This is a genomic window from Pseudomonas sp. LA5 (genome assembly GCF_028640825.1).
Taxonomy (GTDB): Bacteria; Pseudomonadota; Gammaproteobacteria; order Pseudomonadales; family Pseudomonadaceae; genus Chryseomonas; species Chryseomonas aestiva.
On sequence record NZ_JAQYZY010000032.1, the window covers coordinates 122767 to 145310 of the forward strand.

The window sequence follows — 22544 nt, forward strand, 5'->3', positions numbered from 1 at the left end:
ATTCGAGGGAAGCCGCATGACCACCGCCGATTCACCCGTGCGTTCGCCCTGCGTCCATGTCTGTGCCCTGGACGAACAGGACATCTGCATCGGTTGCCAGCGCAGCGCCGCCGAGATCACCCGCTGGATGTCCATGAGCGAGAGCGAGCGCCGCGAGGTGCTGCTGCGTTGCGGCGAGCGGGCGCGAGCGAGCGGTGCGGCCTTCCTGACCTGATATCAGCCGGAGAGATCTGTCATGCCCCGTATCGGTACCCCCCTGTCCCCCAGCGCCACCCGCGTGCTGCTCTGCGGCTCCGGCGAACTGGGCAAGGAAGTCGTCATCGAACTGCAGCGCCTGGGCGTCGAAGTCATCGCCGTGGATCGCTATGCCGATGCCCCGGCCATGCAGGTCGCCCACCGCAGTCACGTCATCGACATGCTCGACGGTGCCGCCCTGCGCGCGGTGATCGAGCGCGAGCAGCCGCACTTCATCGTGCCGGAAATCGAAGCCATCGCCACCGCTACCCTGGTGGAGCTGGAAGGCGAGGGCTACACCGTGGTGCCTACCGCCCGTGCGGCCCAGCTGACCATGAATCGCGAAGGCATCCGTCGCCTCGCCGCCGAGGAACTGGGCCTGCCCACCTCGCCCTATTACTTCGCCGACACCTACGAAGACTACGCCGCCGCCGCCGAGGCGCTGGGCTATCCCTGCGTGGTCAAGCCGATCATGAGTTCCTCGGGCAAGGGCCAGAGTCTGCTGCGCAGCGCCGACGAGCTGCAGGCCGCCTGGCAGTACGCCCAGGAAGGCGGGCGTGCCGGCAAGGGCCGGGTGATCGTCGAGGGTTTCGTCGACTTCGACTACGAGATCACCCTGCTGACCGTGCGCCACGTCGGCGGCACCTCCTTCTGCGCACCGGTCGGGCATCGCCAGGTCAAGGGCGACTACCACGAGTCCTGGCAGCCCCAGGCCATGAGCGAGCAGGCCCTGGCCGAATCCGAACGGGTCGCTCGCGCCGTCACCGAGGCCCTGGGCGGTCGCGGTCTGTTCGGCGTGGAGCTGTTCGTCAAGGGCGACCAGGTCTGGTTCAGCGAGGTTTCGCCGCGGCCCCACGACACCGGCCTGGTGACTCTGATCTCCCAGGATCTCTCCGAATTCGCCCTGCATGCCCGGGCCATCCTCGGCCTGCCGATTCCCACCATCCGCCAGTTCGGTCCCTCGGCCTCGGCGGTGATCCTGGTGGACGGCGACTCGCGCCAGACCGCCTTCGCCAACCTCGGCGCGGCCCTGGCCGAACCCGACACCGCACTGCGTCTGTTCGGCAAGCCGGAGGTGAAGGGGCAGCGGCGCATGGGCGTGGCCCTGGCCCGCGATGAAAGCATCGAGGCCGCGCGGGCCAAGGCCGTGCGTGCGTCCCAGGCGGTGAAGGTCGAGTTGTAACGTCGTCTGCGCATCACGAAAAAAGGGCCCCGCGGGGCCCTTTTTTATTGGGTAGAAAAATCTACAGCGACTGGTCGCGCGTTTCGCGCATGCACAGCACCGCCACAAGGCTGATGGCCGCCGCCGCCGAGACATAGCCACCCACCCAGCTCAGGCCACCGGCTTCCACCAGTTGCTGCGCGGCATAGGGCGCCAGGGAGGCGCCGAGGATGCCGCCCAGGTTGTAGGCCGCCGAGGCACCGGTGTAGCGCACCCGGGTCGGGAAGATCTCCGGCAGCAGGGCGCCCATGGGGCCGAAGGTCATGCCCATGAGAAACAGCTCCAGGGCCAGGAACAGGCCGACCGCCTGGCTGGAACCATGGGTCAGCAGCGGCTCCATGGCAAAGCCCGACAGCAAGGCGGCGATAGCGCTCACCGCCAGTACCGGCTTGCGGCCGAAGCGATCCGCCAGCCAGGCCGAAAGCGGCGTGGCCAGGGCCATGAACAGCACCGCCACGCAGAGCAGGCCGAGGAATTCCTGGCGGCTGTAGCCGAGGTTCTTCACTCCGTAGCTCAGCGAGAACACCGTGGAGATGTAGAAGAGGGCGTAGCACACCACCATGCTCAGAGCGCCCAGCAGCACCGCCTTGCCGTGCTTGCCAAAGGTCTCGACCATGGGCAGGCGCAACTTCTCGCGACGGGCCATGGCCTCGGCGAACACCGGCGTCTCGTGCAGCGACAACCGCACATAGAGGCCGACCACCACCAGCAGGGCGCTGAGCAGGAAGGGGATGCGCCAGCCCCAGGCGCGGAATTGCTCGTCGTCCAGCAGCAGCGCCAGGGCCAGGAACAGGCCGTTGGCCATGAGGAAGCCGATGGAAGGGCCGAGCTGGGGGAACATGCCAAACCAGGCGCGCTTGCCGGGTGGGGCATTCTCGGTGGCCAGCAGCGCCGCGCCGCCCCATTCGCCACCCAGGCCCAGGCCCTGGCCGAATCTCAGCAGGCACAGCAGGATCGGTGCCCAGACGCCGATGCTGGCATAGCCGGGCAGGAGACCGATCAGGGTGGTGGAGATGCCCATCAGCAGCAGCGAGGCCACCAGCGTGGACTTGCGGCCGATGCGATCGCCGAAATGGCCGAACAGCAGCGAACCCAGGGGGCGCGCCAGGAAGGCGATGCCAAAGGTGATGAAGGCGCTGAGGGTCTGGGCCATGCCCGCGCCCTGGGGAAAGAATACCGGGCCGATCACCAGGGCCGCGGCCGTGGCATAGACATAGAAGTCGTAGAACTCGATGGCGGTGCCAATGAAGCTGGCGGTGGCCACGCGGGTGGGGGAATTGCGCGGCACGGAGGTGGGCGCGTCGAAGGCGGCAGCGGTCGTGGACATGCAGGGTTACCGGGCAGTCGTTCTTGTAGGAGGCGTCTGCCGGAGCGGCCCGATGGGGCAGCGGCTGTCCGAGGATGGGGACGGGCGGGACGACCTGTTATGACGTGCCGGGCGCGAAGCGGCTGTTGGCCGGGTCGCGCCGAACGTGGTTCGGTCGCCTGATTATGCAGGTAGTGGAACGACGACTGTCAACGATGCAGGATGAATTCCCGCACCAGCTTGCTACCGAAGTAGGCCAGCATCAGCAGGATGAAGCCCAGCAGCGTCCAGCGGATCGCCGTATGGCCGCGCCAGCCCAGGCGATGGCGACCCCACAGCAGGATGCCGAACACCACCCAGGCGATGCAGGAGAGCACCGTCTTGTGGATCAGGTGCTGGGCGAACATATCCTCGACAAAGAACCAGCCGGAGATCAGCGCCAGTGACAGCACTACCCAGCCAGCCCAGAGAAAGCCGAACAGCAGGCTTTCCATGGTCTGTAGCGGCGGAAAGCTGCGGATCAGTCCCGAGGGGTGCTTGTTCTTGAGTTGATGGTTCTGCAACAGCACCAGGCAGGACTGCAGCACCGCCAGGGTGAAGAGACCATAGGCGATGATCGACAGCAGTACGTGCACGACGATCCTGGGCGATACGTCCAGCGGGGTCACGGTGCCCGGCGGCACGAATTCGGCCAGCAGCGCGGTGACGGCGCCGAGGGGATAGACCAGCACCAGCAAGGGTTGCAGCGGCATGCGCAGGCAACCGATCAGCATCAGGGCGATAGCGGTCGCCGAGATCAGACTCGAGGCGTCGAAGAAGTCCAGGCTCAGGGTCGGCTCGAGGATCAGCTGCAGGTAGACCGCCAGGGCGTGGGGCAGCAGGGCCAGGATGCCGGCACCCAGGACCAGGGGCTTGTTCGATGGCTGTTTGCGCAGCAGGCAACTGCCCTGGTAGAGGGTCGCGAGCAGATAGAGGGCGGCGGCCAGGAGGGTGGGCAGCAGGGCGTGCATGGTCCGGTTTCAGCAGAGCGGAAAGCAGGCGAGTGTGGCACAGACAGGGCGGTACAGAAAGTCTGAGCCGCGCCCTGGCGCCGGCTGGCCAGACTGGGCGAACCCTTGCCGCCACCGGGTGGTCCCAAGAGGTACATATCTAGAAGAGGTCGCGACCATGCTTAAATTTCTCGGCGGTACCATGGGCATCATCTTTCTGATCGGCCTGGTGGTGGTCATCGGCATCTTCTCGCTGATTTTCTGATCCCGTCCCCTCGGGCACCGGCCTGGGCGCCGGTGCCTTTCCCTCCCTTCTCAGCTGCCCGCCGAATCGGGCACTGCTGACGGATTCATGCGGTACCGGCCCCAGCGGCTATCCCTGGTCAGGCGCTCTTTCGTTATACTTGTCGGTCAGCCGCCGTTTCTGCCCTGGATGTCCGCATGTTCGAGAATCTCACAGACCGCCTGTCCCAAAGCCTGCGCCACATTACTGGCAAGGCCAAGCTCACCGAAGACAACATCAAGGACACCCTGCGCGAGGTGCGCATGGCGCTGCTCGAGGCGGATGTCGCCCTGCCGGTGGTCAAGGAGTTCGTCAACCGGGTCAAGGAGCGGGCGGTCGGCACCGAGGTGTCCAAGAGCCTGACGCCGGGACAGGCCTTCGTGAAGATCGTGCGCGCCGAACTCGAAGCCATCATGGGTGCGGCGAACGAGGATCTGGCGCTCAACGTCGCGCCGCCGGCGGTCATCCTCATGGCCGGCCTGCAGGGCGCGGGCAAGACCACCACCGCGGGCAAGCTGGCGCGCTTCCTCAAGGAGCGCAAGAAGAAGACCGTCATGGTCGTCTCCGCCGACGTCTACCGCCCGGCCGCCATCAAGCAGCTGGAGACCCTGGCCGGGGAGGTCGGGGTCACCTTCTTCCCCTCCGACATCAGCCAGAAGCCGGTGGAGATCGCCCAGGCCGCCATCCGTGAGGCCAGGCTCAAGTTCATTGACGTGGTCATCGTCGACACCGCCGGTCGCCTGCACATCGATAGCGAGATGATGGCGGAGATCCAGCAGGTCCATGTCGCCACCAGGCCGGCCGAGACCCTGTTCGTGGTCGACGCCATGACCGGTCAGGACGCCGCCAACACCGCCAAGGCCTTCAACGACGCCCTGCCGCTGACCGGCGTGATCCTGACCAAGGTCGATGGCGATGCCCGGGGCGGTGCCGCCCTGTCGGTCCGCCACATCACCGGCAAACCGATCAAATTCATCGGCATGGGCGAGAAGAGCGAAGCCCTCGACCCCTTCCACCCGGATCGCGTCGCCTCGCGCATCCTCGGCATGGGCGACGTCCTCTCGCTGATCGAGCAGGCCGAGCAGACCCTGGATCGCGAGAAGGCCGACAAACTGGCCAAGAAGCTCAAGAAGGGCAAGGGCTTCGATCTCGAAGACTTCCGCGACCAGTTGCGCCAGATGAAGAACATGGGCGGCCTGGGTTCGCTGATGGACAAGCTGCCGACCATGATGGGCGGCATGAACATCCAGCAGATGGGCAATGCCCAGGGCGCCGCGGAAAAGCATTTCAAGCAGATGGAAGCCATCATCGACTCCATGACCCCGGCCGAGCGCCGTGATCCGGAGCTGATCAGCGGCTCGCGCAAGAAGCGTATCGCCCTGGGTTCCGGTACCCAGGTGCAGGACGTCGGCCGCCTCATCAAGCAGCACAAGCAGATGCAGAAGATGATGAAGAAGGTCACCGCCAAGGGTGGCATGGCCAAGATGATGCGCGGCATGGGCAGCATGCTCCCCGGCGGCGGCATGCCCAAGATGTGATTTCCTGGTGCCGCCCGTCGCCAGATGGTCGGCACCGGCAAGGGCTCTGTGAAGGGCGTCGGCACCAGTGCTGATGCACCTTCGCGAGCGACGAGGCTCCGCTGCTGGAGTCTCCAGGCTGCCGCAATGCCGAGGGCACCGTTTAAAGCCATTGGCAAACCGGGTGACAGCCCTTAGAATATGCGGCCTTTCGGGCCATGTGGCCCAGTGTGCCCACAGCTACAAGCACCGACTACAGGAACGAAGTTCAATGGTAACCATCCGTCTAGCCCGTGGCGGCTCCAAGAAGCGCCCCTTCTACCACCTGACCGTGACCAACAGCCGCAATGCGCGTGATGGTCGTTTCGTCGAGCGCATCGGTTTCTTCAACCCGGTGGCCAGCGGCGCCGAAATCCGTCTGTCGGTGGATCAAGAGCGTGCCAGCTACTGGCTGTCGCAGGGCGCCCAGCCGTCCGAGCGCGTCGCTCAGCTGCTCAAGAGCGCTCAGGCTACCGCCTGAAGATCATGAGTACGCCGACCTCCGCCCCCGACCTGGTGGTCCTGGGCAAGATAGTTTCGGTCTTCGGCGTACGCGGTGAGCTCAAGATCTACTCCTTTACCGATCCGCTCGACAATCTGCTGGACTATCGGACCTGGACGCTCAGGCGCGAAGGCGAGACCCGGCAGGTCAAGGTGCTCGGCGGTCGGTTGCACGGCAAGGTCCTGACGGTACGTCTGCAGGGCCTGGACGATCGTGAAGAGGCCCGCCTGATGGCCGGTTTCGAGATCTGCGTGCCGCGCAGCGAATTGCCCCAGCTGGGCGCCGGTGACTACTACTGGCATCAGTTGGAAGGTCTCAAGGTGATCAATCGCGAAGGCCAGTGGCTGGGTGTGGTGGATCATCTGCTGGAGACCGGGGCCAACGACGTCATGGTGGTCATGCCCTGTGCTGGCAGCCTCGACGATCGTGAGCGTCTGTTGCCCTATCTGCCCGACCAGTACGTGCTGGCGGTGGATCTGGCCAAGGGCGAGATGCAGGTCGACTGGGACGCGGATTTCTGATCCATGCGTATCGATGTCATCAGCATCTTTCCCGAGATGTTCGAAGCCGTGAGCGCCTATGGCGTGAGCGGTCGCGCGATGAAGCAGGGGCTCCTGGAGCTGACCTGCTACAACCCGCGCAGCTATACCGAGGATCGCCACCAGACCGTGGACGACCGGCCCTTTGGCGGCGGTCCCGGCATGGTCATGAAGATCCAGCCGCTGGAGCGCGCCCTGGCCGATGCCCGGGGTGATTCGGCGGCGAAGGTGATCTACCTGTCCCCCCAGGGTCGCAAGCTCGACCAGGCGGCGGTACGGGAACTGGCGCAGGAGGAGCATCTGATCCTCATCGCCGGGCGTTACGAAGGCATCGACGAGCGTTTCATCGAGACGCACGTGGATGAAGAATGGTCGATTGGCGACTATGTGCTGTCCGGCGGTGAATTGCCGGCCATGGTGCTGATCGATGGGGTTACGCGACTGCTGCCCGGAGCCTTGGGGCATGTGGATTCCGCCGAGCAGGACTCGTTTACCGACGGCCTGCTCGATTGCCCGCACTACACCCGACCCGAGGTGTACGAGGGCCGTCGCGTACCCGACGTGTTGCTCAGTGGTAACCACGAGCATATCCGGCGCTGGCGCCTGCAGCAGTCCCTGGGACGTACTGCGGAGCGACGCGCCGATCTTCTGGATGGCCGCTCGCTTTCTGGGGAAGAGCAGAACCTGCTGGCGGAATATCTCCGTCAGCGGAACGATAGTTAGGTATCGATGGCGGGCCGCGGCCTGTCTTAGGAGCAGAGTGACATGACCAACAAAATCATTGCCCAGATCGAAGCTGAGCAGATGAACAAAGAAATCCCGGCGTTCGCCCCCGGCGACACCGTGATTGTCCAGGTTAAGGTGAAGGAAGGCGACCGTCAGCGTCTGCAGGCCTTCGAAGGCGTGGTGATCGGCAAGCGTAACCGCGGCTTGAACAGCGCCTTCACCGTACGCAAGATCTCCAACGGCGTTGGCGTCGAGCGTACCTTCCAGACCTACAGCCCGCTGGTCGACAGCCTGAGCGTCAAGCGTCGCGGTGACGTGCGCAAGGCCAAGCTGTACTACCTGCGCGAACTGTCCGGCAAGGCTGCCCGCATCAAGGAAAAGCTTTCCTGATCGCGGCGTGACCAGAAAAAAGCAGCTTCGGCTGCTTTTTTCGTTTCTGAGGTTCGAGGTATTACAGATATGAGCACCCGCGAAGCGGAAATCCAGCGGCGCACGGCGCTGTCGGAAACCCGGGTGGCCAAGGCGGTCTTCCCGCCCACCACCAATCATCACGACACCCTGTTCGGCGGCACCGCCCTGGCCTGGATGGACGAGGTGTCCTTCATTACCGCGACGCGCTTCTGCCGCAAGCCGCTGGTCACGGTCTCCACCGACCGGATCGATTTCAACCACCCCATTCCCGCCGGCTCCATCGTCGAGCTGATCGGCCGGGTGGTGAAGGTTGGCAACACCAGCATCAAGGTGCAGGTGGAGGTGTTCGTCGAAGGCATGCTGGCAGAAGGGCGCGAACGCGCCATCAACGGCGCCTTCAGCTTTGTCGCCGTCGATGACGAGGGCAAGCCGACGCCGGTGCTGCCCGGCTTCGCCGCGTGAGCGCCGAACGGCTGATCGAGGAATTCCTCGATGCCCTGTGGCTGGAAAAGGGGCTGTCGCCCCATACCCGCAGCGCCTATTGCACCGATCTGCTGGCCTTCGCCCGGTGGCTGGAGGGCAGGGGCCTGACCCTGGAGACGGTCGGCCGTGACGCCGTGCTCGATCATCTCGGCTGGCGCCTGAGCGAGGGTTACCAGGCGCGTTCCACCGCGCGCTTTCTCTCCGGCCTGCGCAGCTTCTACAAGTACGGCGTGCGCGAAGGGCGGATCGCCGAGGACCCGACGCTGCTGGTCAGCATGCCGCAGCTGGGCGCGCCGCTGCCCAAAAGTCTGTCCGAGGCGGATGTGGAGGCGCTGCTGGCGGCGCCGGATACCGACGACAGCCTCGGTCTACGCGATCGCACCATGCTCGAGGTGCTCTATGCCACCGGCCTGCGGGTGACCGAACTGATCAGCCTGACCCTGGACGAGATCAATCTGCGCGAGGGTTCGCTGCGGGTCTTCGGCAAGGGCAGCAAGGAGCGGCTGATTCCCCTGGGCGAAGAGGCCATCGCCTGGCTGGAAAGCTATCTGAAGACCGCACGTCCGCTGCTGCTGGGCGGCCAGCCCGGCGACATCCTCTTTCCCAGCCAGCGGGGCACGCCCATGACCCGGCAGACCTTCTGGCACCGCATCAAGCTGCATGCCCAGGTGGCCGGCATCCGCACCTCGCTGTCGCCACACACCCTGAGGCACGCCTTCGCCACCCATCTGCTCAACCACGGCGCGGATCTGCGCACGGTGCAGATGCTGCTCGGCCATACCAGCCTGTCCACCACCCAGATCTACACCCACGTCGCCCGCGTGCGGCTGCAGCAACTGCACGCCCAGCACCATCCGCGCGGCTAGGGCCCACCGCCGTAGCCGGCAGGTCTGTGGTAGGCTTGCCGGCGTCTCAACAGGAGTCAAACATGCGTATTTCCCAACTGTTGCTCGCCGCTTGCCTGGGGCTTGGCGTGCAACTGGCTCAGGCCGAACCTGAGCAGGCCATTCGCCAGAGCCTGACCGCGCTGCAACCCAATCTCGCCATCGAGTCCATCGCCAAGAGTCCGCTGGAAGGCCTCTACCAGGTCCAGCTCAAGGGCGGCCGCGTGCTCTATGCCAGCGGCGATGGCCAGTTCGTCATGCAGGGCTATCTCTATCAGGTCAAGGACGGCAAGGCCTCCAACCTGACCGAGAAGGCCGAGAACGTCGCCGTGGCGCGGCAGATCAATGGCCTCGATCGCAACCAGATGATCGTCTATCCCGCCCAAGGCGAGACCAAGGCGCACATCACCGTCTTCACCGACACCACCTGCCCCTATTGCCAGAAGCTGCACGCCGAGGTGCCCGAGCTGAACAAGCGCGGCATCGAGGTACGCTACCTGGCCTTCCCGCGCCAGGGCATGGGCTCGCCGGGTTCCAAGCAGCTGGAGGCGGTGTGGTGCGCCAAGGACAAGCCGGCGGCGCTGAACCAGATGTTCACCGGCCGTGAGGTCAAGTCCGAGAGCTGCCAGAATCCGGTCGCCCAGCAATTCGCGCTGGGGCAGAACATGGGCATCCAGGGCACGCCGGCGATCATTCTCGCCGATGGCCAGATGATCCCGGGCTACCAGCCGGCCGACCAGCTGGCGGAAGCGGCAATCGGCGCCCGCTAGGCGCTGCGAAAGATTTCAACGGCGCTGCGGAGCGGCGCCACCTGATAGGGGGATAAGGGTGTGAAGCCGGTCAAAGTAGGCATCTGTGGTCTGGGTACCGTGGGCAGCGGGACCTTCAACGTACTCAAGCGCAACGCCGAGGAAATCGCCCGGCGCGCCGGGCGGGGTATCGAGGTGGCGCAGATCGCCCAGCGCCGACCCAATCCCCAGTGCGATACCGGTAGCACGCCGATCACCGCCGATGTCCTGGCGGTGGCCGACAATCCCGAGATCGACGTGGTGGTGGAGCTGATCGGTGGCTACACCCTGGCCCGCGAGCTGGTGCTGCGCGCCATCGCCAACGGCAAGCACGTGGTCACCGCCAACAAGGCGCTGATCGCCGTGCACGGCAACGAGATCTTCGCCAAGGCACGCGAGCAGGGCGTGATCGTCGCCTTCGAGGCCTCGGTGGCCGGCGGCATCCCGGTGATCAAGGCGCTGCGCGAAGGCCTGGCCGCCAACCGTATCAACTGGGTGGCCGGCATCATCAACGGCACCGGCAACTTCATCCTCTCCGAGATGCGCGAGAAGGGTCGCACCTTTCCCGATGTCCTGGCCGAAGCCCAGGCGCTGGGCTATGCCGAGGCCGATCCGACCTTTGACGTCGAAGGCATCGATGCCGCCCACAAGCTGACCATCCTGGCCTCCATCGCCTTCGGCATCCCGCTGCAATTCGACAAGGCCTACACCGAGGGCATCACCCGCCTGACCACCGCCGATGTCGGCTATGCCGAGGCGCTGGGCTATCGCATCAAGCACCTGGGCGTGGCGCGCAGCACCGACCAGGGCATCGAGCTGCGGGTACACCCGACGCTGATCCCGGCCGATCGCCTGATCGCCAACGTCAATGGCGTGATGAACGCGGTGATGGTCAATGGCGACGCCGTCGGTTCGACGCTGTTCTACGGCGCCGGTGCCGGGCAGGAGCCGACCGCCTCGGCGGTGGTGGCCGACCTGGTGGACGTGGTTCGCGCGATGACCTCGGATCCCGAGAATCGCGTGCCGCACCTGGCCTTCCAGCCCGATGCACTGTCCGACCATCCGGTGCTGTCGATCGAGGCCTGCGAGAGCGCCTACTATCTGCGCATCCAGGCCAAGGATCACCCGGGCGTGCTGGCCCAGGTGGCGAGCATCCTCTCGGCGCGCGGCATCAACATCGAGTCCATCATGCAGAAGGAAGCCGAGGAACATGACGGCCTGGTGCCCATGATCCTGTTGACCCATCGCGTGACCGAGCGCCACATGGTCGAGGCCATCACCGCCCTGGAAGCCCTGGACGACGTCGTCGGCGATGTCGTCCGCATCCGCGTCGAGCACCTGAACTGAGCAGCCTGGCGGCGCCCGGCGCCGCCGTCTTTCCCGAGGTCGAGTCATGCGTTACATCAGTACCCGCGGCCAGGCGCCCGCGCTGAATTTCGAAGAAGTGCTGCTGGCGGGTCTCGCCAGCGATGGCGGTCTCTACGTTCCGGAGAACCTGCCGCGCTTTTCCCTGGAGGAGATCGCCTCCTGGGCCGGTCTGCCCTATCACGAGCTGGCCTTCCGGGTGATGAAGCCCTTCGTCGCCGGCTCCATCGCCGATGCCGAATTCAAGGCCATCCTGGAAGAGACCTACGCCGGTTTCGCCCATGGCTCGATTGCGCCGCTGCGCCAGCTGGATGCCAACGAATGGGTACTGGAGCTGTTCCACGGCCCGACCCTGGCCTTCAAGGACTTCGCCCTGCAACTGCTGGGGCGGCTGCTCGACCATGTGCTGGCCAAGCGCGGCGAGCGCGTGGTGATCATGGGCGCCACCTCCGGCGACACCGGCTCGGCGGCCATCGAAGGCTGCAAGCGCTGCGAGAACGTCGACATCTTCATCCTCCATCCGCACCAGCGGGTGTCGGAAGTGCAGCGCCGGCAGATGACCACGCTGCTGGGCGAAAACATCCACAACATCGCCATCGAAGGCAACTTCGACGACTGCCAGGAGATGGTCAAGGCCAGCTTCGCCGACCAGGGCTTCCTCAAGGGCACCCCGCTGGTGGCGGTCAACTCGATCAACTGGGCGCGGATCATGGCCCAGATCGTCTACTACTTCCATGCGGCCCTGCAGCTGGGCGCCCCGGCGCGCTCCATCGCCTTCTCGGTGCCCACCGGCAACTTCGGCGACATCTTCGCCGGGTACCTGGCGCGCAACATGGGGCTGCCGGTGAGCCAGCTGGTGGTGGCCACCAACCGCAACGACATCCTGCACCGCTTCATGTCCGGCAATCGCTACGACAAGCAGCAGCTGGAAGCCACGCTGTCGCCGTCCATGGACATCATGGTCTCGTCCAACTTCGAGCGCCTGCTGTTCGACCTGCACGGTCGCGATGGCCTGGCCCTGGCCGAGCTGATGGCGAACTTCCGCAGCAGCGGCACCCTGACGGTGGCGGACGATCGCTGGACCGAAGCGCGCAAGCTGTTCGACTCCCTCGCCGTGAGCGATGAAGAGACCTGCGCCACCATCGCCGAGGTGTATGCCACCACCGGCGAGGTGCTGGATCCGCACACCGCCATCGGCGTGCGCGCCGCTCGCGAATGCCGGCGTAGCCTGGCCACCCCGATGGTGGTGCTGGGTACCGCCCACCCGGTGAAATTCCCCGAGGCGGTGGAAAAGGCCGGCATCGGCGCTACCCTCAGCCTACCGACCCACCTGGCCGATCTGCTGCAGCGTGAAGAGCGTTGCACCGTGCTGCCCAACGACCTCGCCGCCGTCCAGGCCTTCGTCAGCCGCCACGGCAAGCGTGGTCAGCCGCTGTAGGGCGGTAGCACACCCGTGTTGGGCTTCGCGGCGCTCAACCCAACCTACGCGGGCCTGTAGGTTGGGTTGAGACGGCTCCATCGTCGAAGCCCAACGAGGCGGACCCGAACCTTCTAGCGTTGGGCTTCGCTGCTCTCAGCCCAACCTACGGATCCGCGGTCCCAAGGTCCCCTGCCTTTTTTCCGGTACAATGCCCGGCTTTCCCTGCCGGTGACCCGCCATGGCTCTGCAAGCCACGCCCTACAAAGTCGAACTCAACCTCACCGATCTGGATCGCGGGGTCTACGAGAATCTGCGTCTGACCGTGGCGCGGCATCCCTCCGAGACCGAGGAGCGCATGGCGGTGCGGTTGCTGGCTTACGTGCTCTGGTACAACGAGCAGCTCGCCTTCGGCCGCGGCCTGTCCGACGTCGACGAGCCGGCGCTGTGGGAAAAGAGTCTCGATGGCCGGGTGCTGCACTGGATCGAAGTCGGCCAACCCGATGCCGACCGCCTGACTTGGTGCAGCCGTCGCACCGAGCGGACCAGCCTGCTGGCCTACGGCAACCTGCGTGTCTGGCAGACCAAGGTGGTGGACGCGGTCAGGACGCTGAAGAATCTGCATATCGCCGCGGTCCCCGCCGAGCCCCTGGCCGAGCTGGCCCGCGATCTGCCGCGCAGCATTTCCTGGCAGGTGATGATCAGCGAAGGCACCCTGTTCGTCACCGACGACCGCGGTCAGCACGAATTGCAGCTGGAATGGCTGCTGGGCGAACGTTGATGCGCCTGGAGCCCCGTCCGCTGCCGGCGGTGTTGCCTGATCTGGGCGATCTGCCGCCGCTGCTTACCCGGCTCTATGCCGCGCGCGGCGTGACCCTGCCGGAAGAACTGGACAAGGGGCTGGCGCGGCTGGTGCCCTATCACCAGCTCAAGGGCATCGAGGCGGCGGTGGAGCTGCTGGCACGTGCCCTGGAAGAGCGTCGGCGCATCCTCATCGTCGGCGACTTCGATGCCGATGGCGCCACCGCCAGTGCCGTGGGCGTGCTGGCCCTGCGTCGCCTGGGCGCGGCCTGGGTCGACTACCTGGTGCCCAATCGCTTCGAATACGGCTACGGCCTGACACCCGAGATCGTCGCCGTGGCCCTGCAGCGTGAACCCGAGGTGCTGCTCACCGTCGACAACGGCATCTCCAGCCTGGACGGCGTGGCTGCGGCCAAGGCGGCCGGGCTGCAGGTGGTCATCACCGACCACCACCTGCCGGGCGCCGAATTGCCCGCCGCCGATGCCATCGTCAATCCGAATCAGCCGGCCTGCGCCTTTCCCAGCAAATGCATCGCCGGGGTCGGAGTGATCTTCTATGTGATGCTGGCCCTGCGCAGTCGCCTGCGCGAGAACGGCTGGTTCTCCCGTCAGGGCCTGGCCGAGCCCAATCTGGCCGAGTTGCTGGATCTGGTCGCCCTCGGCAGCGTCGCCGACGTCGTGCCGCTGGACGCCAACAACCGCATCCTGGTGCACCAGGGGCTGATGCGGATCCGCGCCGGTCGGGCACGACCGGGGCTCAAGGCGCTGCTGGAAGTGGCCGGGCGCCAGCCGGGCAAGGTGGCCTCCAGCGACCTCGGTTTCATTCTCGGTCCGCGGCTCAATGCGGCGGGGCGCCTGGACGACATGTCCATCGGCATCGAATTGCTGCTCTGCGAAGACCCGCAGCTGGCGCAGGAATATGCCCAGCAGCTGGACGACTTCAACAAGGATCGCAAGAGCATCGAGCAGGGCATGCAGCGCGAGGCGCTCAAGCAGCTCAAGGAGTTGCCGGAAGACAATCTGCCCTTCGGTCTCTGCCTGTTCGACCCCGAGTGGCACCAGGGCGTGATCGGCATCCTCGCCTCGCGCCTCAAGGAAAAATATCACCGCCCGGCGCTGGCCTTCGCCGACGACGGCAGTGGCAACGGCATGCTCAAGGGCTCGGCGCGCTCGGTACCCGGGCTGCATATCCGCGATGCCCTGGATGCCGTGGCGACCCGTCATCCGGGGCTCATCACCAAGTTCGGCGGTCACGCCATGGCCGCCGGCCTCAGCCTGCCCCAGGCGCACTACGAGACCTTTGCCGCCGCCTTCGATGCCGAGGTGCGGCGTCACCTGCAGGCCGAGGATCTCAGCGGTCGCCTGCAGACCGATGGCTGCCTGGCCCCGACCGAATTCCAGCTCGGCCTGGCCCAGGCCCTGCGCCAGGCCGGTCCCTGGGGGCAGCAGTTTCCCGAGCCGCTGTTCCACGGCACCTTCGAGATCCTCTCCCAGCGTCTGCTCAAGGAGCGGCACCTCAAGCTGACCCTGCGCAGCGAGCAGGGCGGCCCGGAGCTGGATGGCATCGCCTTCAACATCGACCGCGACACCTGGCCCGATCCCAACATTCGCTGGGCCGAGCTGGCCTATCGGCTGGACGCGAACGAATTCCGTGGCAACGAGAACGTACAGTTGCTGGTGGTGCACCTGGCACCGCGTTAGGGCTCGTTTGAAAAGTGCCTGCGCTTGGCGATGCGTTAAAAATCAGCTGTTTCGCCAGCCCGATCGGAATGCTCATTTACCCCTCGTAAACTCGAGCGCGAGTCCGATCCGCTTCCCCGCTGATTTGATTCGCTGGCGCTCACCCTCCGGGCCAGCCGTTGGCTGTTACTCCCGTTGGTCGTTGCGCCTTGCCTGACCTTCGCTCGGCGACTTTTCAGACGAGTCCTGTCGGATCGGCGATCTATTCTGGTTGGTAGCACTCCAATACCGTGCATCCCGACTAGACGAGGTCCGCCATGAGTCTCCTGTTCCAACCCCTGACCCTGCGTCAGCTGACCCTGCCCAATCGCGTGGTGGTCTCCCCGATGTGCCAGTACTCCAGCGAAGACGGCTTCGCCAACGACTGGCACCTGGTCCATCTCGGCAGTCGCGCCACCGGTGGCGCTGGTCTGGTGATCTTCGAGGCCACCGCGGTTACCGCCGATGGGCGCATCACGCCCCAGGACCTGGGGCTGTGGAAGGACGAGCAGATCGAGCCCTTGCGGCGGATCACCCAGTTCATCGAGGGCCAGGGCAGTGTCGCCGGCATCCAGCTGGCCCATGCCGGCCGCAAGGCCAGCACCTGGCAACCCTGGCTCGGCAAGCACGGCAGCGTGCCCATCGCCGAAGGCGGCTGGGTGCCGGTGGCGCCCTCGGCCATCGCCTTCGATCCCCAGCACACCCGGCCCACGGCGGTAGATCGCGACGATATCGCCAGCATCCGTCGGGCTTTCGTGGAAACCGCCGAGCGGGCCCTGGCGGCCGGCTTCAAGGTGGCCGAGATCCATGCCGCCCACGGCTACCTGCTGCACCAGTTCCTCTCGCCGCTCTCCAACCGTCGAGAGGACGACTACGGCGGCAATTTCGAAAATCGCATTCGCTTGCTGCTGGAAGTGACCGCCGATGTGCGGGCGGTCTGGCCGGAAGAGTTGCCGCTGTTCGTGCGGGTCTCGGCCACCGACTGGGTGGAAGACGGCTGGGACGTCGACGAGACGGTGGAGCTGGCGCGGCGACTGAAGACCCTGGGCGTCGACCTGATCGACGTCTCTTCCGGCGGTACCGCGGCCCAGGCCGACATTCCCACCGGGCCCGGCTACCAGACCCAGTTCGCCGAGCGGGTGCGCAAGGAGGCCGGGATTCCCAGTGGCGCGGTGGGCATGATCACCGACGCTGCCCAGGCCGAGCACGTGCTGCGCACCGGTCAGGCCGACCTGGTGCTGCTGGCCCGCGAACTGCTGCGCGATCCCTACTGGCCGCTGAATGCCGCCGAGGCCCTGCGCGAAAAGGTCTCCTGGCCGCCGCAGTACGTGCGCGCCGCGCACCGGGATACGCCGCTGCGCAAGCCGTTCGGGGAAGAATAGGGCGCGGGACGGAGCCATCCGCGCGGATGGCTCCCCGGTTCAGGACTTGGCCGGGCGCAGCATCGCCTCCAGGGCGTCGCTGTCGTAGTAGTCGCCCAGGTACCAGATGCGGCCGTCGCGGATCTTCATGATGCTGGCGCCGCGGATCTTGACCGGTTGCTTGCCGGTGGCGGTGACGCGGTTGCCGGTCAGTTCCCATTCGAAGGCAATGCTGCGTGGGCCGATGACCGGCTTGTGCACCATCTTCACCTGCAGATCCGGGACGGCCTTGAGGGTGACCTTGACGATCCGGTCGCGGGCCTGGGTGCGGCTGGTCTCGGTGGTGGCGGCGCCACTGTCGAAATACTGCACCTTGGGATCGAGCAGGGCGCTGGCGGCCTCGGCATCGTGATCGTTCCAGGCATCGAGGTAGCGATTGGCGATGAGGCGTGCGTCCTCGGCGGCGGCCTGAACCTGGCCGGCGGTGAGGGCGAGCGAAAGCGCGAACAGCACAGCCAGACGCGAGCGCATGGGGTGTCTCCGGCAACTGCAGGGGGAAGGCGCAAGAGTAGCGCCGTGGGCGGTCCGCGGTCAGCAATATTTTGTATCGACCGGCTGGTCGCGACGGCGACCCCGGCAACATCCGGTAAGCAGGTGGCGGGAGCCAGACGGCGTGGCCAGTGGTCCTAAAGGGCTGAATCCTGACTCTGTGGAGGTCATCCATGAACACCCGCGGTTTGCTTGATCAATTGCTCAAGGCGGGCCAGCAGGCGCTGGCCAAGAAGACCGGTCACTCGGCCCCCCGACCCGGCACGGCGTCCACCGGCAAGGATTCCCTGGGCGGTCTGCTCTCCGGGCTGGGCAACAGCGGCCTCGCGGCCGGGGCCCTGACCGCGCTGCTGGGCAGCAAGCGTGGGCGCGCCATGGGTGGCAAGGCGGTCGGCTATGGCGGTCTGGCGGCCCTCGGCATGGTGGCCTACAAGGCCTATCAGTCCTGGCAGGCCAATCAGGCCAATCAGGCCCAGGGGACGGCGGCCGTCGAGCCGCGTACCGTGGATCGGGTACCCGAGCACGAAGCCGAGGCCCATGGCCGGGCGGTGCTGATCGCCCTGATCGCGGCCGCCAAGGCCGATGGTCATGTCGATGACCAGGAGCGCCAGGCGATCGAGGCCGAGATGGCCAAGCTGGACAACGATCCCGAGTTGCGCAGCTGGCTGCAGCGCGAACTGGAGCAGCCGCTGGATCCGGCCAAGGTCGCCGCCGCCGCGGAAACGCCCGAGATGGCCGCCGAGATGTACCTGGCCAGCCTGATGCTGATCGACGATCAGCAATACATGGAAAAGGCCTACCTGGACGAGCTGGCGCGCCAGCTGCGCCTGGAACCCGGCTTGCGCGCCGAGCTGGAACGCGAGGCCGCGGCGGTCTGACGGCTAGGCGAGCGGGCGTTCCTCGCCCAGCAGGACGCTCCGCTCCGCCGCACAGAGCTGCAGCAGGAAATCCCAGACCACGCGCAGACGCGCTGAGCGGTGCAGCTCCCGGTGGGTCGAGATCCAGTACTCGCGGGTGAAGGACCGCTCCGGGAGCACGCCTTCCAAGGGGGTGTTCTGGCCCACCAGGTAACAGGGCAACACCGCGATGCCGATGCCGGCGCAGGCCGCTTCGCGCTGGGCGATGACGCTGGTGCTGCGAAAGACGATGCGCGGCTCGGGGCAGAGGCCCTGGATGAATTGCAGTTCGCGGGTGTACAGCAGGTCATCGACGTAGCCGATGAAGGTCTGCTCGCCGAGGTCGGCCTGGGCGTCCAGCGCGGGTGCCCGATCCAGGTAGGCGCGACTGGCATAGAACCTCAGGCGATAGGGCGTCAGCCGCCGGCCGATCAGGCCTTCGGCGGTGGGTCTTTCCAGGGTGATGGCGATGTCCGCCTCGCGGTTGGTGACGCTGACGAAGCGTGGCACCGACACCAGCTCCACTTCCAGCCCGGGATAGTCGCGCAGCAGCGCCCCCAGGCGCTGGGCGAGAAAGCCGGTGCCCAGGCCCTCGGTCACTCCGACCCGCACCTGGCCCAGCGGATTGAGGCGCTGGGTTACCGCCTCCTGGGCCAGCAGCGCGGCTTCTTCCATCGCCTGGGCATGCGCGAGCAGCGCCTGACCGGCCGGGGTGAGCTGATAGCCGCTGGCCTGTTGCACCAGCAGCTGGCTGCCCAGGGCGCGCTCCAGGGCCTCCAGGTGGCGGGCGACGGTCGCATGACTGACGCCCAGACTGCGAGCGGCGGTGAGCAGGCGCCCATGGCGCTGGACCTCCAGAAAAACCCGCAGATCGTTCCAGTCGAACATCCCTTTTCCTCGTCTAGGCCTGTCTGCCGGGCCGCTTGCTGGTCATTGTTCAGAAATGCACAGCCGTTGCCCGTTTTCTGCGACTGTTGTTCGCGGATGACGACACTAGGATAGGGACCACAACAACAAAAAAGCGAGGGAACGTCATGCCCGGTCCTGCTGCGGAATATGACTTCATCATCGTCGGCGCCGGTCCGGCCGGCTGCCTGCTGGCCAATCGGCTGTCCGCCGATCCCAGTCATCGTGTGCTGCTGCTGGAAGCCGGCGGCCGTGACAACCATCCCTGGATCCACATCCCCGTCGGCTATCTGTTCTGCATCGGCAATCCACGCACCGACTGGTGCTTCAAGACCGAGGTGGAAGCGGGTCTGGGTGGCCGCGCGCTCAACTATCCTCGCGGGCGAGTGCTGGGCGGCTGCTCCTCCATCAACGGCATGATCTACATGCGCGGCCAGGCCCGCGACTATGACGGCTGGGCCGCCGCCGGCAATCCCGGCTGGGGCTGGCAGGACGTGCTGCCGCTGTTCAAGCGCATGGAAGATCATTGCGATGGCGCCTCGGCCTTTCATGGTGCCGGGGGCGAATGGCGGGTCGAGCGGCAGCGTCTGCACTGGACGCTGCTCGACGCCTTTCGCAGTGCCGCGGGCGAAACCGGTATCGCGCCGGTGGAAGACTTCAACACCGGCGACAACGAAGGCTGCGGCTACTTCCAGGTCAATCAGCGCAATGGCGTGCGTTGGAATGCCTCCAAGGCCTTTCTCAAACCCATCCGTCAGCGCGCCAACCTGCAGGTGCTGACGGGTGTGCAGGTGGAGCGGGTGCTGCTGGAGGAGGGCAGGGCACGGGCGGTGCTGGCGCGGTTGCCGGGCCAGGCCGAACCCCTTCGCCTGGTGGCGCGGCGGGAGATCGTGCTCTGCGCCGGCGCCATCGGCTCGCCGACCCTGTTGCAGCGCTCCGGCATCGGTCCGCGCGGTCTGCTCGAAGGCCTGGGTATCGGTGTCCGGCACCGGCTGGAAGGGGTGGGCGGCAATCTGCAGGATCACCTGCAACTGCGGCTGATCTATCGGGTGCACGGCGTGCCGACCCTCAATGCCCTGGCCGGCAGTCTCTGGGGCAAGCTGGGCATGGGCCTGGAATACCTCTGGAAGCGCAGTGGCCCCCTGGCCATGGCGCCGAGTCAGCTGGGCGCCTTCGCCCGCTCCGACCCGGCGCAACCCTCGGCCAATCTGCAATACCACGTACAGCCGCTGTCGCTGGAGCGCTTCGGTGAGCCGCTACACGGCTTTCCCGCCTTTACCGCCTCGGTGTGCAACCTGCGCCCGGCCAGTCGTGGCCAGGTGAGCATCCGCAGCGCCGACCCGCTGGCCGCGCCGCTGATCCAGCCGCGCTATCTCAGCGCGCCGGAGGATCTCAGGGTGGCCGCCGATGCCATCCGCCTGACCCGGCGCCTCGTCGCCGCCCCGGCCCTGGCCGCCTATCGGCCCGAGGAATATCTGCCGGGACCGGCCTACCAGAGCGAAGCGGAGTTGCAGCAGGCCGCAGGGGCCATAGGCACCACCATCTTCCATCCGTCCGGCACCTGCCGCATGGGTCAGGACGCCGACGCCGTGGTCGATGCGCGCCTGCGGGTACATGGCATCCCGGGGCTGCGGGTGGCCGACGCCTCCATCATGCCGACCCTGGTCTCGGGCAACAGCTGCTCGCCGACCCTGATGATCGCCGAGCAGGCGGCCACCTTCATGCTGGCCGAGGCCCGCGAACAGGGCCGCCACGAGTTGCCCGCCGCGATCGCCAGGGCCAGCGCGGTCTCCGCTGCCTAGATGCGTCCATCCGGTTTCACCGACGGCGGGGCCTCCCGCCGTTTCCACCGTAGTAGCTGTCGCCCATAACAACAATCAGCCCGGCGATCCCGGGTCAGGAGAACGTGCGATGTCCGACTATGCCCAACCCCGGGTACAACCCAGCGCAGCCAGCAGTCGCCGCGAAGAGCGCAAGGTGATCTTCGCCTCGTCCCTGGGGACCGTCTTCGAGTGGTATGACTTCTTTCTCTATGGCGCCCTGGCGGCGGTGATTAGCAAGCAGTTCTTTGCCGGCGTCAACGACACCACCGCCTTCATCTTCGCCCTCCTGGCCTTTGCCGCCGGCTTCGTGGTGCGACCCTTCGGCGCCCTGCTGTTCGGACGCCTGGGCGACCTGGTCGGCCGCAAGTACACCTTTCTCGCCACCATCATCCTCATGGGCATCGCCACCTTTGGCGTCGGTCTGTTGCCCACTTACGCCAGCATCGGCGTGGCCGCGCCCATCATCCTGGTGGTGCTGCGCCTGCTGCAGGGCCTGGCTCTGGGTGGGGAATACGGCGGTGCCGCCACCTACATCGCCGAGCATGCGCCACCCGGCAAGCGCGGCGCCCACACCAGCTGGCTGCAATCCACCGCGACCCTGGGGCTGTTGCTGTCGCTGGTGGTGATCCTGGTCTGCCGCTACCTGACCGGCGACCAGTTCGAGGTCTGGGGCTGGCGCCTGCCGTTCCTGCTGTCGATCTTCCTGCTGGCCATCTCCACCTGGATCCGCATGTCCATGCACGAGTCGCCGGCCTTCCTGCGCATGAAGGCCGAGGGCAAGCAGAGCAAGGCACCGATCCGCGATTCCTTCACCAACTGGAGCAATCTCAAGGTGGTGCTGATCGCGCTGTTCAGCATCAACGGCGGCCAGGCGGTGACCTTCTACCTGTCGCAGTTCTACGTGATGTTCTTTCTCACCCAGACCCTCAAGCTCGACCCGGTGCTGGCCAACAACCTGCTGATCATCAGCGTGATCCTGGGCGCCCCCTTCTTCGTCATCGCCGGCTGGCTGTCGGACAAGGTCGGGCGCAAGCCGATCCTGATGCTGGGGCTGCTGCTGGCCACGGTGCTCTACTTCCCGCTGTTCAAGGCCCTGACCCACTACGCCAATCCGCAGATCTACCAGGCCAGCCAGCAGGCGCCCATCGTGGTGACCGCCGACCCGGCCACCTGCACCTTCCAGTTCGACCCGGTGGGCAAGGCGCGCTTCGACAGTCCCTGCGATAGGGTCAAGACGCTGCTGGCCAAGAGCGGGCTGCCCTACCGCAGCGTGGCGGCGGCACCGGGGGACGCGGTGCAGGTCAACGTCGGTGACAAGGTCATCGTCGGCTTCGACGAACCGGCCCTGCGCGCGGCGGTACAGGCCGCCGGCTATCCGGCCAAGGCCGATGCGGCCCAGGTCAACAAGCCCATGGTGGTGGCGGTGATCTTCGCCCTGATCCTGATCGCCACCCTCTGCTACGGACCCCTGGCGGCGCTGATGGTGGAGCTGTTCCCCACGCGCATCCGCTACACCTCCATGTCGCTGCCGTACCACATCGGCAACGGCTGGTTCGGCGGCTTCCTGCCGACGGTGTCCTTTGCCCTGGTGGTCTATACCGGCGACATCTTCTACGGCCTCTGGTACCCGGTGCTGGTGACCGGTGTCAGCCTGGTGGTGGGGCTGCTGTGCCTGCCGGAAACCCGCCACCGCGATCTCGACGCCGATTGAGCTCCCGCCGGCGGCGAATCCCTGTCGCACTCTGAGTTTCGCCGCCGATTGGGTTATACTCGCGAGCTTTTCC

23 protein-coding genes are annotated in these 22544 nt (G+C 66.2%); 19 read left to right on the top strand and 4 right to left on the bottom strand.

Annotated elements, in window-relative coordinates:
* Positions 1-16: 16 nt before the first annotated feature.
* A complete protein-coding gene (locus PVZ72_RS09725) occupies positions 17-214 on the top strand; it encodes a DUF1289 domain-containing protein (protein ID WP_133861265.1) in 198 nt (65 codons plus the stop codon).
* Between the two features lie 21 nt (positions 215-235).
* Positions 236-1417: a formate-dependent phosphoribosylglycinamide formyltransferase gene (gene purT, locus PVZ72_RS09730; protein WP_133861264.1), complete on the top strand. Its 1182-nt coding sequence runs from the start codon at positions 236-238 to the stop codon at positions 1415-1417.
* 61 nt (positions 1418-1478) lie between these two features.
* On the opposite strand, the gene PVZ72_RS09735 is transcribed toward purT, so the two are convergent.
* A complete protein-coding gene (locus PVZ72_RS09735) occupies positions 1479-2783 on the bottom strand; it encodes an MFS transporter (RefSeq protein WP_133862630.1) in 1305 nt (434 codons plus the stop codon).
* Positions 2784-2971: 188 nt separating this feature from the next.
* Positions 2972-3772: a cytochrome C assembly family protein gene (locus PVZ72_RS09740; RefSeq protein ID WP_187980225.1), complete on the bottom strand. Its 801-nt coding sequence runs from the start codon at positions 3770-3772 to the stop codon at positions 2972-2974.
* Between the two features lie 157 nt (positions 3773-3929).
* Between PVZ72_RS09740 and PVZ72_RS24200 the strand changes: the two genes are divergently transcribed.
* The 14 genes from PVZ72_RS24200 (at position 3930) to PVZ72_RS09805 (ending at position 16607) form a co-directional block, all read left to right on the top strand.
* Positions 3930-4016: a hypothetical protein gene (locus tag PVZ72_RS24200; RefSeq protein ID WP_108582491.1), complete on the top strand. Its 87-nt coding sequence runs from the start codon at positions 3930-3932 to the stop codon at positions 4014-4016.
* A gap of 176 nt (positions 4017-4192) precedes the next feature.
* Positions 4193-5572, top strand: a complete 1380-nt coding sequence (ffh, locus tag PVZ72_RS09745; RefSeq protein WP_273861804.1) for a signal recognition particle protein — start codon at positions 4193-4195, stop codon at positions 5570-5572.
* A 250-nt stretch (positions 5573-5822) separates the two neighbouring features.
* The gene (gene rpsP, locus PVZ72_RS09750; protein WP_017640797.1) at positions 5823-6071 is read left to right on the top strand and encodes a 30S ribosomal protein S16; all 249 of its coding nucleotides are present in this window, start codon (positions 5823-5825) and stop codon (positions 6069-6071) included.
* 5 nt (positions 6072-6076) lie between these two features.
* Positions 6077-6613: a ribosome maturation factor RimM gene (gene rimM / locus PVZ72_RS09755; protein WP_064307868.1), complete on the top strand. Its 537-nt coding sequence runs from the start codon at positions 6077-6079 to the stop codon at positions 6611-6613.
* Positions 6614-6616: 3 nt separating this feature from the next.
* Positions 6617-7354: a tRNA (guanosine(37)-N1)-methyltransferase TrmD gene (gene trmD, locus PVZ72_RS09760; protein WP_133862626.1), complete on the top strand. Its 738-nt coding sequence runs from the start codon at positions 6617-6619 to the stop codon at positions 7352-7354.
* A gap of 42 nt (positions 7355-7396) precedes the next feature.
* Entirely contained in the window at positions 7397-7747 is a 351-nt protein-coding gene (rplS, locus tag PVZ72_RS09765) for a 50S ribosomal protein L19 (protein ID WP_007160957.1), read from the top strand.
* A 69-nt stretch (positions 7748-7816) separates the two neighbouring features.
* Positions 7817-8230 (top strand): acyl-CoA thioesterase, encoded by a 414-nt coding sequence (locus PVZ72_RS09770; RefSeq protein WP_133862625.1) that lies wholly within the window; start codon positions 7817-7819, stop codon positions 8228-8230.
* Positions 8227-9117 (top strand): site-specific tyrosine recombinase XerD, encoded by an 891-nt coding sequence (gene xerD, locus PVZ72_RS09775; protein WP_133862624.1) that lies wholly within the window; start codon positions 8227-8229, stop codon positions 9115-9117. Before PVZ72_RS09770 ends, xerD begins: the two co-directional genes overlap by 4 nt.
* Positions 9118-9179: 62 nt before the next feature.
* Positions 9180-9905, top strand: a complete 726-nt coding sequence (locus PVZ72_RS09780; RefSeq protein WP_007160960.1) for a thioredoxin fold domain-containing protein — start codon at positions 9180-9182, stop codon at positions 9903-9905.
* Between the two features lie 60 nt (positions 9906-9965).
* Complete coding sequence (locus tag PVZ72_RS09785; protein ID WP_027600220.1) at positions 9966-11270, top strand: homoserine dehydrogenase; 1305 nt, start codon at positions 9966-9968, stop codon at positions 11268-11270.
* Between the two features lie 46 nt (positions 11271-11316).
* Positions 11317-12726: a threonine synthase gene (gene thrC, locus PVZ72_RS09790; RefSeq protein WP_187980222.1), complete on the top strand. Its 1410-nt coding sequence runs from the start codon at positions 11317-11319 to the stop codon at positions 12724-12726.
* Positions 12727-12946: 220 nt separating this feature from the next.
* Entirely contained in the window at positions 12947-13486 is a 540-nt protein-coding gene (locus PVZ72_RS09795) for a YaeQ family protein (protein WP_133862621.1), read from the top strand.
* A complete protein-coding gene (recJ, locus tag PVZ72_RS09800) occupies positions 13486-15207 on the top strand; it encodes a single-stranded-DNA-specific exonuclease RecJ (protein ID WP_273861805.1) in 1722 nt (573 codons plus the stop codon). The genes PVZ72_RS09795 and recJ overlap by 1 nt, the downstream gene beginning before the upstream one ends.
* A gap of 296 nt (positions 15208-15503) precedes the next feature.
* The gene (locus tag PVZ72_RS09805) at positions 15504-16607 is read left to right on the top strand and encodes an NADH:flavin oxidoreductase/NADH oxidase (protein WP_273861806.1); all 1104 of its coding nucleotides are present in this window, start codon (positions 15504-15506) and stop codon (positions 16605-16607) included.
* 39 nt (positions 16608-16646) lie between these two features.
* Here the strand turns inward: PVZ72_RS09805 and PVZ72_RS09810 are convergent, their stop codons facing one another.
* Positions 16647-17117: a nuclear transport factor 2 family protein gene (locus PVZ72_RS09810; protein WP_187980219.1), complete on the bottom strand. Its 471-nt coding sequence runs from the start codon at positions 17115-17117 to the stop codon at positions 16647-16649.
* A 191-nt stretch (positions 17118-17308) separates the two neighbouring features.
* Here PVZ72_RS09810 and PVZ72_RS09815 point away from each other — a divergent pair, with 191 nt between their 5' ends.
* Positions 17309-18013, top strand: coding sequence for a tellurite resistance TerB family protein (locus PVZ72_RS09815; protein WP_273861807.1), 705 nt, complete (start codon positions 17309-17311; stop codon positions 18011-18013).
* 3 nt (positions 18014-18016) lie between these two features.
* Here PVZ72_RS09815 and PVZ72_RS09820 read toward each other — a convergent pair whose 3' ends face one another.
* The gene (locus tag PVZ72_RS09820) at positions 18017-18919 is read right to left on the bottom strand and encodes a LysR family transcriptional regulator (protein WP_133862616.1); all 903 of its coding nucleotides are present in this window, start codon (positions 18917-18919) and stop codon (positions 18017-18019) included.
* A gap of 146 nt (positions 18920-19065) precedes the next feature.
* Here PVZ72_RS09820 and PVZ72_RS09825 point away from each other — a divergent pair, with 146 nt between their 5' ends.
* Both PVZ72_RS09825 and PVZ72_RS09830 read left to right on the top strand, forming a co-directional pair.
* Positions 19066-20739, top strand: a complete 1674-nt coding sequence (locus PVZ72_RS09825; RefSeq protein ID WP_273861808.1) for a GMC family oxidoreductase — start codon at positions 19066-19068, stop codon at positions 20737-20739.
* Between the two features lie 109 nt (positions 20740-20848).
* A complete protein-coding gene (locus PVZ72_RS09830) occupies positions 20849-22471 on the top strand; it encodes an MFS transporter (protein ID WP_187980217.1) in 1623 nt (540 codons plus the stop codon).
* Positions 22472-22544 lie beyond the last annotated feature (73 nt).

Bases quoted from the DNA above. Each gene is read 5' to 3' on its own strand.
- PVZ72_RS09725 (WP_133861265.1), top strand. From the start codon at position 17: ATGACCACCGCCGATTCACCCGTGCGTTCGCCCTGCGTCCATGTCTGT.
- purT (WP_133861264.1), top strand. From the start codon at position 236: ATGCCCCGTATCGGTACCCCCCTGTCCCCCAGCGCCACCCGCGTGCTG.
- PVZ72_RS09735 (WP_133862630.1), bottom strand. From the start codon at position 2,783: ATGTCCACGACCGCTGCCGCCTTCGACGCGCCCACCTCCGTGCCGCGC.
- PVZ72_RS09740 (WP_187980225.1), bottom strand. From the start codon at position 3,772: ATGCACGCCCTGCTGCCCACCCTCCTGGCCGCCGCCCTCTATCTGCTC.
- PVZ72_RS24200 (WP_108582491.1), top strand. From the start codon at position 3,930: ATGCTTAAATTTCTCGGCGGTACCATGGGCATCATCTTTCTGATCGGC.
- ffh (WP_273861804.1), top strand. From the start codon at position 4,193: ATGTTCGAGAATCTCACAGACCGCCTGTCCCAAAGCCTGCGCCACATT.
- rpsP (WP_017640797.1), top strand. From the start codon at position 5,823: ATGGTAACCATCCGTCTAGCCCGTGGCGGCTCCAAGAAGCGCCCCTTC.
- rimM (WP_064307868.1), top strand. From the start codon at position 6,077: ATGAGTACGCCGACCTCCGCCCCCGACCTGGTGGTCCTGGGCAAGATA.
- trmD (WP_133862626.1), top strand. From the start codon at position 6,617: ATGCGTATCGATGTCATCAGCATCTTTCCCGAGATGTTCGAAGCCGTG.
- rplS (WP_007160957.1), top strand. From the start codon at position 7,397: ATGACCAACAAAATCATTGCCCAGATCGAAGCTGAGCAGATGAACAAA.
- PVZ72_RS09770 (WP_133862625.1), top strand. From the start codon at position 7,817: ATGAGCACCCGCGAAGCGGAAATCCAGCGGCGCACGGCGCTGTCGGAA.
- PVZ72_RS09780 (WP_007160960.1), top strand. From the start codon at position 9,180: ATGCGTATTTCCCAACTGTTGCTCGCCGCTTGCCTGGGGCTTGGCGTG.
- thrC (WP_187980222.1), top strand. From the start codon at position 11,317: ATGCGTTACATCAGTACCCGCGGCCAGGCGCCCGCGCTGAATTTCGAA.
- PVZ72_RS09795 (WP_133862621.1), top strand. From the start codon at position 12,947: ATGGCTCTGCAAGCCACGCCCTACAAAGTCGAACTCAACCTCACCGAT.
- recJ (WP_273861805.1), top strand. From the start codon at position 13,486: ATGCGCCTGGAGCCCCGTCCGCTGCCGGCGGTGTTGCCTGATCTGGGC.
- PVZ72_RS09805 (WP_273861806.1), top strand. From the start codon at position 15,504: ATGAGTCTCCTGTTCCAACCCCTGACCCTGCGTCAGCTGACCCTGCCC.
- PVZ72_RS09810 (WP_187980219.1), bottom strand. From the start codon at position 17,117: ATGCGCTCGCGTCTGGCTGTGCTGTTCGCGCTTTCGCTCGCCCTCACC.
- PVZ72_RS09815 (WP_273861807.1), top strand. From the start codon at position 17,309: ATGAACACCCGCGGTTTGCTTGATCAATTGCTCAAGGCGGGCCAGCAG.
- PVZ72_RS09820 (WP_133862616.1), bottom strand. From the start codon at position 18,919: ATGTTCGACTGGAACGATCTGCGGGTTTTTCTGGAGGTCCAGCGCCAT.
- PVZ72_RS09825 (WP_273861808.1), top strand. From the start codon at position 19,066: ATGCCCGGTCCTGCTGCGGAATATGACTTCATCATCGTCGGCGCCGGT.
- PVZ72_RS09830 (WP_187980217.1), top strand. From the start codon at position 20,849: ATGTCCGACTATGCCCAACCCCGGGTACAACCCAGCGCAGCCAGCAGT.